This window comes from Roseibium sp. RKSG952, assembly GCF_009711355.1.
Window position 1 is genome coordinate 123,961 of the sequence record NZ_SMMF01000949.1, and the last position, 7,006, is coordinate 130,966.

At 57.1% G+C, this 7,006-nt stretch carries 6 protein-coding genes; 3 read left to right on the forward strand and 3 right to left on the reverse strand.

Annotated elements, in window-relative coordinates:
* Positions 1 to 24: 24 nt before the first annotated feature.
* The gene (locus tag E1297_RS32785) at positions 25 to 435 is read left to right on the forward strand and encodes a VOC family protein (RefSeq protein WP_209016146.1); all 411 of its coding nucleotides are present in this window, start codon (positions 25 to 27) and stop codon (positions 433 to 435) included.
* Positions 436 to 454: 19 nt separating this feature from the next.
* On the opposite strand, the gene E1297_RS32790 is transcribed toward E1297_RS32785, so the two are convergent.
* The 3 genes from E1297_RS32790 to E1297_RS32800 are packed head-to-tail and all read right to left on the reverse strand — an operon-like array spanning position 455 to position 5,009.
* Entirely contained in the window at positions 455 to 3,496 is a 3,042-nt protein-coding gene (locus E1297_RS32790) for an efflux RND transporter permease subunit (protein ID WP_155145499.1), read from the reverse strand.
* Positions 3,497 to 3,507: 11 nt separating this feature from the next.
* Positions 3,508 to 4,545: an efflux RND transporter periplasmic adaptor subunit gene (locus E1297_RS32795; protein WP_155145501.1), complete on the reverse strand. Its 1,038-nt coding sequence runs from the start codon at positions 4,543 to 4,545 to the stop codon at positions 3,508 to 3,510.
* A complete protein-coding gene (locus E1297_RS32800; protein WP_155145503.1) occupies positions 4,542 to 5,009 on the reverse strand; it encodes a MarR family winged helix-turn-helix transcriptional regulator in 468 nt (155 codons plus the stop codon). The genes E1297_RS32795 and E1297_RS32800 overlap by 4 nt, the downstream gene beginning before the upstream one ends.
* Positions 5,010 to 5,174: 165 nt before the next feature.
* Here E1297_RS32800 and E1297_RS32805 point away from each other — a divergent pair, with 165 nt between their 5' ends.
* Both E1297_RS32805 and E1297_RS32810 read left to right on the forward strand, forming a co-directional pair.
* A complete protein-coding gene (locus tag E1297_RS32805) occupies positions 5,175 to 6,299 on the forward strand; it encodes a beta-ketoacyl-ACP synthase III (RefSeq protein WP_155145506.1) in 1,125 nt (374 codons plus the stop codon).
* A 183-nt stretch (positions 6,300 to 6,482) separates the two neighbouring features.
* Positions 6,483 to 7,006: hypothetical protein (locus E1297_RS32810; RefSeq protein WP_196223457.1), on the forward strand; the 524-nt coding region annotated here is incomplete at its 3' end.

The window sequence follows — 7,006 nt, forward strand, 5'->3', positions numbered from 1 at the left end:
CTACGTCAGTCAGGGAGAAAACCCGTGAAACTTTTCACCACCTACGGATCGAACAACCTGCCGCGAGCTATCCGTTTCTATGACGCAATCTTCTCGGTCTTAGAACAACCGCGCCTGCCCGGGTGGTCAGAAGGCTGGGCAGGATGGGGTACGGAACCCGATGAAGGAGTCGGTTTCTGGATATGTGCCCCGTATGACGGAGTGCAAGCAAGCAACGGTAACGGTACAATGATCGCCTTTCCGGCAAAGGATGCGGGTCAGGTTCGCAGGTTCCACGAGGCCGGGCTAGCAAATGGTGGAACAGACGAAGGTGGACCGGGCGTCAGAGATCGGTATGAGTCTGATTTCTATGTGGCTTATCTGCGCGATCCAGATGGCAACAAGCTTTCTTGCTTTTGTTATCACTACGACCCGGAAAAAGATAAGGGCGGCTGATCCAGCCGCCCCTGTTTGTTCACGCTGCCGCCAGTCTTCGTTTTTCCTCTCGCGAGAAAAAGATCATGTAGAAGACAGGGGCCGCGACCATAGTGAGGATCGTGGCAAAGGCCAGACCACCCATGATCGTCACCGCCATCGAGACAAAGAACGCGTCTGTCAGCAATGGCGCCATGCCAAGGATCGTGGTGATGGCAGCCAGCATGACGGGGCGCAGACGCGAGACCGAGGCTTCGATGATGGATTCGCGCAGGGGCTTGCCCGTTTCGCGTACCAGATCGATTTCCTCGACGAGAACGATACCGTTCTTGATCAGCATACCCGAGAGGCTGAGCAGCCCCAGCAGAGCGGTGAAGGTAAAGGGAAGTCCTGTACCCAGCAGACCAATCACAACACCATTCACCGACATCGGCACCAGCAGCCAGATAATGATTGGCTGGCGTATCGCGTTGAAAAGCAATACGGAAATCAGCACCATGATCAGCAGGCTGAGTGGTAGCTGCTTACCCAGGCTCTCCTGTGCATCGCCCGAATCTTCGAACTCGCCACCCCACTCCATCTTGTAGCCAAGTGGCAGTTCCATATCCTCGATTGCACTGCGCACTTCGGAGTGAACCTGAGCAGCCGTCAATTCAGGCGGGATCTCTGCACCCACGGTGATCGTAAGCACCCGGTCACGACGATGAACCAGCGTATTGAGTGATTTGTACTCGAACCCATCCACCATTTGTTCGATTGGTACAAATTTCTGGGACTGGTCCGAATACACCACCTGATCGACGATCGAGTAATCTCCGTCCGCCGGACGGCGCAGGATGATCGGGATCAGGCGATCCCGCTCGCGCAGGACACCTCCGGTGATGCCATCTGTCGAGAACTGCAGGGTGGCCGCGATATCTTCACGGGTCACACCGGCAGTCTGGGCGCGTTCGGTCGCGTAGATCGGCTGTACAGCCAGTTCCTGTTCGCGCCAGTCGTGGTGCACGTGCAGGGCATTCTCGGAGGCCTCGGACATGCGCTGCACGGCCTCGTCAGCAAGTTGCCGCAACACAACCGGGTCGCTGCCAGAGAAACGCGCCTGAATCGGGTCCCCACCACCGGGACCGAAAATCAGCCGCTTGGTGCGGAACTCACCTTCGGGGAACTGCGCCGAACCGAATGCGGCAAGATCAGCCTGCAGTGCCGGAATGTCATCCAGCGACTCTGTCCGGATAATCATGTGGCCGTAGCTGGGGTTGGGCTTTTCTGCTGCGTAGGTCAGCATGAAGCGTGTCGCCCCCTGCCCCACGAAGGTAGCGACAGAGACCACGTCATCACGCTCGGACAACCATTCTTCGAACACGGCCATATCCTCGGCTGTACGCGCGATGGGCGTGCCCTGAGGCAGTTTGTAGTGAACAAAGAACAGCGGCGTATTCGAATTCGGGAAGAACTGCTGCTTCATCAGACCAAAACCTGCGAAACAGACAACCGTGACCCCGACGAGACCCACAACAACCAGCCAGCGGAAGCGCAAGGCCCAGCTCAGGATGCCCCCATACACACGGAACAGAATTCCGCCATAGGCATCTACCTCACCCTCTTTTCCCTGCTTGAAGAAGTAGTGGCCCAGAAGAGGTGTCACCGTGATCGCAAGCACCCAGCTGAGCAGCAGTGAGATGCCGATAACCGCAAAGAGCGAGAACAGGAATTCGCCTGTTGCATCCGGGCTGAGGCCGATGCCGGCAAAGGCCATGATGCCGATAACGGTCGCGCCTAACAGCGGGACTTGTGTTTTCGACGCAACCTCTTCTGCCGCATCACGCGAGGATTTGCCGCGCAGCATCGAGATTTGCATCCCCTCGGCCACAACGATGGCGTTGTCTACGAGCATACCCATGGCAATGATCAGGGCACCAAGCGAAATACGCTCCATCTCGATCGAGAACAGGGACATGAAGAGCAGCGTGCCGACCACTGTCAGCAACAGGGTCGAGCCCACTACAACAGCCGCGCGCCAGCCCATGAATATAGCCAGCACCAGAACAACGATTGCCACCGACATGGCGAGGTTCACGAGAAAATCGTTCGAGGCCTGCTCGACCACAACGTGCTGCTGATAGATCGGCAGGATCTCGACGCCAAAGGGGATTTCATTGTCGAGCTCAGCGAACTTGGCATCTGCACGTTTGCCGACCTCGACAATGTTTTCAGTCGCAAGACCCGCAATCCCGAGGGTGAATGCTTCGGTCCCGTTGAACCGGATCATGATGTCGGGATCGTTCTGGCGACCGCGATAGACATCGGACATGTCGAACAGGTTGATGACCTGTCCCTGCGAACCAACCGACAATCCGGCAATGGCCGAAACGCTGTCAGAGCCTTCCGCAGTCAGAATTGTTGTCCGGTCACTGTCGGATCGAAGCGAGCCTGATGCGTTCACTGAGTCGGCGTTGGCAATCGCATCATTGATCGCCTGCAGCGGAACGTTCTGGTTTACGGATATCGACAGGTCGGGTTCGACAAAAATCGCCTCATCCGGCAGGCCCTGGACTTCGACATCGGCAACACCATCGACGGTCAGCAATTCCCGTCGCAGGAACGTTGCGAGCTCATGTTTTTCCGCATCCGAGAACCCTTCGGCCGTGACTGCGTAAAACAGGCCAAAGACGTCGCCGAACCCGTCGTTTACATAAGGAGTGCCGACGCCAGACGGCAAACCGCGTGCCGCATCGCGTACCTTGGCGCGCAGGCGGGTCCAGATGTCAGGCAGTTCAGAACCGTCATAGGTGGATTTGATTTCCACCTCGATCAGCGACTGGCCCGGCTGGTTGACCGAGGTGATGACATCCACCTCGCCCATTTGCTGGATAGCGGATTCCAGAGGCTCGGACACTTCCAGAGCCACTTGTTCTGCTGTCGCACCGGGATATTGAGTTGCAATGACCGCCTGTTTGATGGTGAAGGCCGGATCCTCGAGCCGCCCAAGGGACGAGAACCCCCAGATGCCTCCGAACAATGCGATCAGGATAACGAGCCAGGTGTAGATTGGCCGGTCTATAGACGCGCGCGCGATATTCATCTGTCCGCCCTTCAGTTCGCAAAGCCGCTAAAGCGGCGTACGGCCTGACCGTCGGTCAGAGTGCCACCGCCAGCGACAACGATCTCATCCCCGTCGGACAAGCCCGACAGGACACGAACGTCGCCCGTTTGCGTCGGTTCGATCGTTACCGGAACGCGACGGATGGTGCCTTCTTCAGCACCAACCGGAGAAAAGACCATCACGCCCAGTTCACCGTCTGCGCCCGCAACGATTGCAGTGGCCGGGACAACGATGCCGGTGCGCTGATCCTGTACCTGTACATTCACTGTGACAGAGGACCCGGGAAGAATTTGCAGACCTTCCGGCGGGGTCAGGCCGAACTGGATGCGGAATGTCTGGCCAACGCTGGAGGTTTCAGCGTCAAACTCGCGAATCTCGAGTGGGAAGATTTGATCGCTGACAGGGAATTTCGCGGTGATCGTAATGTCATCCTGCTGGCCGGAGCGCTGGAACAGGATTTCAGGCACGTCCACCTCGATCCGCAGCTCGGACATGTCGTGGATCCGAACGATGGGGGTGCCGGCAGAGATGGTGGTGAATGCCTCGACCGCACGGCTGGAGACCAGCGCATCGAATGGCGCGGTCAGTGTGGCATGCTCCAGCTCGTACTCCGCGTCGCGCAGGGCAATCGCGGCCAGTTGAGCGTTGGTTTCGGCATCATCGACGGCGACCTGGCTGGCCGTTGTGCCACGCAGACGTGACAGACGGGCGACGGTGCGGTCGGCCTGCTCTTTCTGCAGGCGGGCGCGGTCAAGCTGAAGCTCGAACGGTTCCTGATCCAGGCTGGCGATCAGATCGCCCTTTGCGATAACGAACCCTTCGGTCACCGGCATATCAACGATTTGCCCTGCGACCTGAAAGGCCAGATCAACCGTCTGGCGTGCGGCGACACGACCGAAGAACTGGCGCGAGAAACCTGGGGCTGTTTCACGTACCAGCATCAGTTTTACCGGTTTGGGGGTATCTTGAGCGGCAATTGGTGATGCCAGAACGGCCAGAGCGAGGCCCAAAGAGGTCAGGAGTTTCATTTCTTCAATCCCTCGGGAATTCCCGTTTTCAGTATGTTGTCTCTGATTTTGCGCGCCAGACGCGCGAATTCTGCGGTTTCTTCGGCGTTCAGGCCGGAGGCGGTCTGAAACAGCTCTCCGGCGACTGTCACCAGCATGTTGCGGGCTTCTTCGCCCTGCTCGGTCAGGACCAGCAGCCAGGCACGGCGATCTTCGGGATCACGCTGACGCGCGAGATAACCGGCCTCTTCCAGCGCATCTGCGGTGGCAGTGATGGTGGACGGCACGGTCAGCATGTCAGCCGCCAGAATGCCCATGCGCTTGGGCTGATCCAGCTTGATCAGCATGTGACATTCCTGATGGCTCAGGTCGGTTTCGATGCAGTCAAAGCTCTCTTCGAGTTTCCAGTATAGCGCATAGACGCCCATCATCGCCTGAATCTCAGGCGTGAGGCGTCCTAGTCGGCTACTGATGTCATCCGGCATGGTGGGGCTCCATGGAAGTTAGGCGCCATATACTTCGAAATCTGAACTATTCAAGATGTGAAGTTGAAATCGGCAAAATACCCCATATTCCGTTAGGTAAACATCTCTTGATCAAATCCTGCGGTGACTGCATTTTGGGCAAATCCGAAACATTCAGGACCCGCCATGTATACGCCCGCCATCACCGGTACCGGTGTTTTCACGCCAGAGAACGTCATCACGAATGCAGAGCTTGTTCAGGCGTTCAACGCATATGCGGACAAGAAGAACGCTGAAAACGCCGAGGCAATTGCCGCCGGACGCATGGAACCGATGCAACATTCCTCGGAGGAGTTTATCCTCAAGGCCTCAGGCATCGAAAACCGCTATGTGATGGACAAAACCGGCGTCCTTAACCCCGACATCATGTACCCCTCGTTACGTCAGCGGAATGATGACGAGCCCGGGATCATGACCGAGATGGCGGTAGACGCCTGCAAAAAGGCTTTGGCACAGGCCGGACGCACTGCAGAAGATGTCGATCTGGTGATCTGCGCGGCGTCGAACCACGAACGCGCCTATCCGGCAGTTGCGATCGAAATACAGCAGGCGTTGGGCATCAACGGGTTCGGCTTTGACATGAATGTCGCCTGTTCATCCGCAACCTTTGGCATTCAGGCAGCCGCGGACATGGTCCGATCCGGCTCAGTTCGTTCGGCACTTGTGGTGAATCCCGAGATCTGCTCGGGCCATCTGGAATGGCGTGACCGCGATTGCCACTTTATCTTTGGGGATGTGGCGACGGCCACCCTGATCGAACGAATTGAAAATGCAGAAGGTCCGCATTTCGAAATCCTGTCGACCCGCTGCGCCACCGAGTTTTCGAACAACATCCGCAACAACAACGGCTTTCTGCGTCGCTCACGCCCGGACGGTTTGATCGATCGCCGTGACATGCAGTTCATGCAGAACGGCCGCAAGGTGTTCAAGGAAGTGCTGCCAATGGTCAGCCGCCACATCAGTGATCACATGGACGCCGAAGGTGTCGAGAGCGGCGATCTGAAGCGGCTTTGGCTACATCAGGCGAACAAGACGATGAACGATTTCATCGGTAAAAAAGTTCTGGGCCGCGAACCCGAAGCAGGTGAGCAACCCAATATCCTGCAGGATTATGCCAACACCTCTTCTGCCGGGTCGATCATTGCGTTTTCCAAACATTCAGATGATCTTCAGGAAGGTGATATCGGCCTGATCTGCTCGTTCGGAGCGGGTTATTCTGTGGGCTCCGTGATCGTCAAAAGGCATAAATAGGCCAAAGTTCTCAGACATTCTGAATCAACCTAAGGTACGGCGCGTACGTGTCGCGCCATACCTTTCTGCAACCTGATCTCAAGCTTTCTTCAGAAAATCCAAATCGTCTCTTAATTCCCGGTCGCCATGTGAACCCAATGCAATAATGCATATTGGTTCACGCTGCGTAAGGAGAGTTGCGCCATGCGAAAGAGTACGAGAGCTGGAATGGCCGCATTGGTTGCTGCACCGTTCCTTGGGTTAACAGCAGCCGGTAGCGCAATGGCCCAACCAGAGGTTTGCGATGCACGAACCGCACGCATCGCGGCAAACGCCGGTGACTACGCAGCGATGTGTGAGTGTACGCATGTCACGCCAAGCTTCCTGAAGCGCCTTCAAAAACGCTCGGATTTCGAAACCACCTTATTGAACACAGGACAAATGTGCCCCGGACTCGCAGGTTTGTTGAGTGACCTTCCGACGGCCTCCATCAATAGCCCTTCGAGCTTTGAAGGGCGTGAGACCGATTTCGCGGAGTTTGGTTCGTCGACCGAGTTTGATTCGGGGTCAGACAACAACGGAGGAAACCCCGGTAACGGCGGAAGTAGTGACGCCCCCGGTGGTGGGGGTGGAAATGACAACCCCGGCAATGGCGGTGGCAATGATGGTCCCGGTAACGGTGGTGGAAACGACGGCCCTGGTGACGGCGGCGGAAACGATGGCCCCGG

What these genes read in the sequence shown, in the direction of transcription:
- E1297_RS32800 (WP_155145503.1), bottom strand. Translation starts at nt 5,009, where the DNA reads ATGCCGGATGACATCAGTAGCCGACTAGGACGCCTCACGCCTGAGATT.
- E1297_RS32805 (WP_155145506.1), top strand. Translation starts at nt 5,175, where the DNA reads ATGTATACGCCCGCCATCACCGGTACCGGTGTTTTCACGCCAGAGAAC.
- E1297_RS32795 (WP_155145501.1), bottom strand. Translation starts at nt 4,545, where the DNA reads ATGAAACTCCTGACCTCTTTGGGCCTCGCTCTGGCCGTTCTGGCATCA.
- E1297_RS32790 (WP_155145499.1), bottom strand. Translation starts at nt 3,496, where the DNA reads ATGAATATCGCGCGCGCGTCTATAGACCGGCCAATCTACACCTGGCTC.